The sequence below is a fragment of the Halorubrum sp. Boch-26 genome (assembly GCF_029889805.1).
In the GTDB taxonomy this organism is placed as follows: Archaea; Halobacteriota; Halobacteria; order Halobacteriales; family Haloferacaceae; genus Halorubrum.
In genome coordinates this window covers 1-2,328 of the sequence record NZ_JARANT010000163.1, presented here as the reverse complement: position 1 = coordinate 2,328, position 2,328 = coordinate 1, and the positions used below count along the sequence as shown (strand labels likewise).

The following is a 2,328-nucleotide window of genomic DNA, read 5'->3' as shown; positions in this document are numbered from 1 at the left end:
GACCGAGCCGGTGTACGGCACGCCCGGCGGCGCGGTCACGCTGGCGGAGCACGGCGTGACGTTCGCCGGCCCGCTCCCGGCGTCGAAGGCGCGGATCGCGCTCGCGCTCGGACTCGCGGCCGGCCTCGCCGGCGGGGGAACGGGCGGCGACGCCGCCGACCTCGCCGACCTGTTCCGGATGCCGGACGGTGGGTGAGATAACACAGGGAGCCGTTTGTGCCTACGGGAAGCCCTTACGTGTGCCCCGCGTAGCCGCCGGCATGACTCGACGCCGGCGGCGGGCGGTCCTGTACGGTCTCGGCGCCGGGAGCGTCGTCGCGCTCGCCGGCTGCGCGAGCGAAGGCGATCCGGGAAGCGACGACGGCAGTGACGGCACGGATGGTGGAGACGGCGGCGACGGCGCCGACGGGAGTGATGGAACCGACGGCGCGGACGACGGCGACGGAACCGACGCCGCGCCCGAGACCGAGGTCCATCAGGTCGGCGGCGCGCTCTCCGGGCCGGCGTGGGACCGCGGGGAGCGCCGCGGCTTCTGCGCGCTGTTGGCGGAGGAGAGCGACGCCGCGTGGCTGCTCCGTGACGCCCCCGCGGAGGCGACGGCGTTCGTCGAGGCGACCGACTTCGACGAGTCGGCGCTCGCGTACGTCGAGTCCGTCGGCCCGACGACCTGCCACCGCGGGATCGCGTTCGCCGACGTCGCCGTCGAGGACGGGACGCTCGTCGCGAGCGCGACCGTCGAGCAGCCGGACGACGACGTCGCCTGCGGGGAGGCGATCACCTTCTCCGGGGCGTTCCTCCGAGCGACGACCGATGACCGCCCGGACGCGGTCCGGGTGTCGGTCACGGACGGCTGGGGCGAGACGAGCGAGGTGACCGGCGACGACGGCGTGCTCGACCCGGAGCGACTCGACGGATACGTCCGGCCCGACGGCGATCCCGAGACGGTGCCCACCGAGTTCGACTGCGAGGCGGACGACTTCGAGCGCCACCCCGCCGTCTACGAGGGCGGCGTGTCGTGGGGCTCCGGCGGCGGAGCCGGCGGGGACGGCCGCGGCCTCGAGCTCCGCGTCGTGGACCCGGACGGCGACGGCGGGACCGAGGCCGCCGAGTTCGAGCGCGGCGACGAGGTCCGGATCGAACTGACGAACGCCTCGGGACACGATGCCTACGTGGGTAATCAGGGGAAGTACAACCTCGAACTGCGGACGGAGACCGGGTGGACCGAGGTCCGCGGCGCCGGGGAGGGAACGAACTTCGAGTACACCGACGAGGCGCTCGGCGTCCGGCCGGGAGAGACGCTCTCCTGGGAGTTCGAGCTGACCGAGTCCGGGCTGGTCGAGGGGGGCCCCCGCGCCGACGTCCTCCGCGTCTGTCCCGGTCTGGTGCCGGGGCGCTACCGGTTCGTCTTCTGGGGCGCCGCCGATATCGCCGTTGCGTTCGACTACGTGAGGTAGTCGCGGCCCGTCACCCGACGCCTACGCCCGAACTTCGATGAGCAGGTCCGACTCGGGCGACTCGCCCATCATCTCGCGGACGCGGCCCCACGAGAGGCTCGCTCGGGCGGTCACCGTCTCGGCCGCGATGGCGCCGCAGGCGTTTCCGACGAGCAACGGAACTTGGTAGTCGCGCGGGTCGTGCGAGAACCCGCCGTCGACGATGTCGGGCTCGCGGAGCGCCGCGCCGAGGAACCCGGCCGCGAAGGCGTCGCCCGCGCCGGCCGTGTCGACCGGGTCGACGTCGAATCCGGGGTGCGAGACGTCGCCGTAGGGGGTTCGGATCGTCGCGCCCTCGCTCCCGAGCTTGATCGCGACGATGCGGTCCTCCGGCTCCCACGGGTCGATATCGGTCGAGTCGGCGAGGGCGTCGGCCTCGCGGGCGTTCACGAAGAGCACGTCGGTGGCGTGGAGCGCGGCGTCGAACTCCCGGTCGCCGACGCGCCGGCCGGGGTCGAAGCTGCGGGTCGCGCTCGCCTCGCCCGCGGCGGTCGCCAGCGCGGCCGCCGTCTCCGGCTGCTGGCCCGTGAGGTGGAGGTGGTCGGCCGCCGCGAGGGTGTCTCGGTCGAGCCCGCCCGCGGTGAACGACTCGTTGGCGCCGTCGTTCGCCAACATCAGCAGTTCGCCGCCGCCGTCGACGATCACGTACTTCACCGAGGTGGGCTCGTCGGCGTCGACGAGCACCTGTCCGGGGTCGACGCCGGCGCTCGCCAGCTCGCGGAGCGCGAGCGCGCCCGACTCGTCGCCGCCGACGCTCCCGTAGACGACCGACTGGCCGCCGAGGTCGACGAGCCCGACCGCGCCGTTCGCCGCGCTCCCGCCCCCGGACTGGACG

2 protein-coding genes and 1 pseudogene are annotated in these 2,328 nt (G+C 74.2%); 2 read left to right on the top strand and 1 reads right to left on the bottom strand.

Going from position 1 to position 2,328, the window contains the following annotated elements; all coding sequences use genetic code 11:
- Both OQF71_RS14370 and OQF71_RS14365 read left to right on the top strand, forming a co-directional pair.
- Positions 1 to 196: pseudogene (locus tag OQF71_RS14370) on the top strand (asparaginase); the annotation flags it as partial.
- Between the two features lie 64 nt (positions 197 to 260).
- Positions 261 to 1,454, top strand: coding sequence for a hypothetical protein (locus OQF71_RS14365; RefSeq protein WP_280588495.1), 1,194 nt, complete (start codon positions 261 to 263; stop codon positions 1,452 to 1,454).
- Positions 1,455 to 1,475: 21 nt separating this feature from the next.
- Here the strand turns inward: OQF71_RS14365 and OQF71_RS14360 are convergent.
- The coding region (locus tag OQF71_RS14360; RefSeq protein WP_280588493.1) for a carbohydrate kinase family protein at positions 1,476 to 2,328 on the bottom strand (853 nt) is incomplete at its 5' end.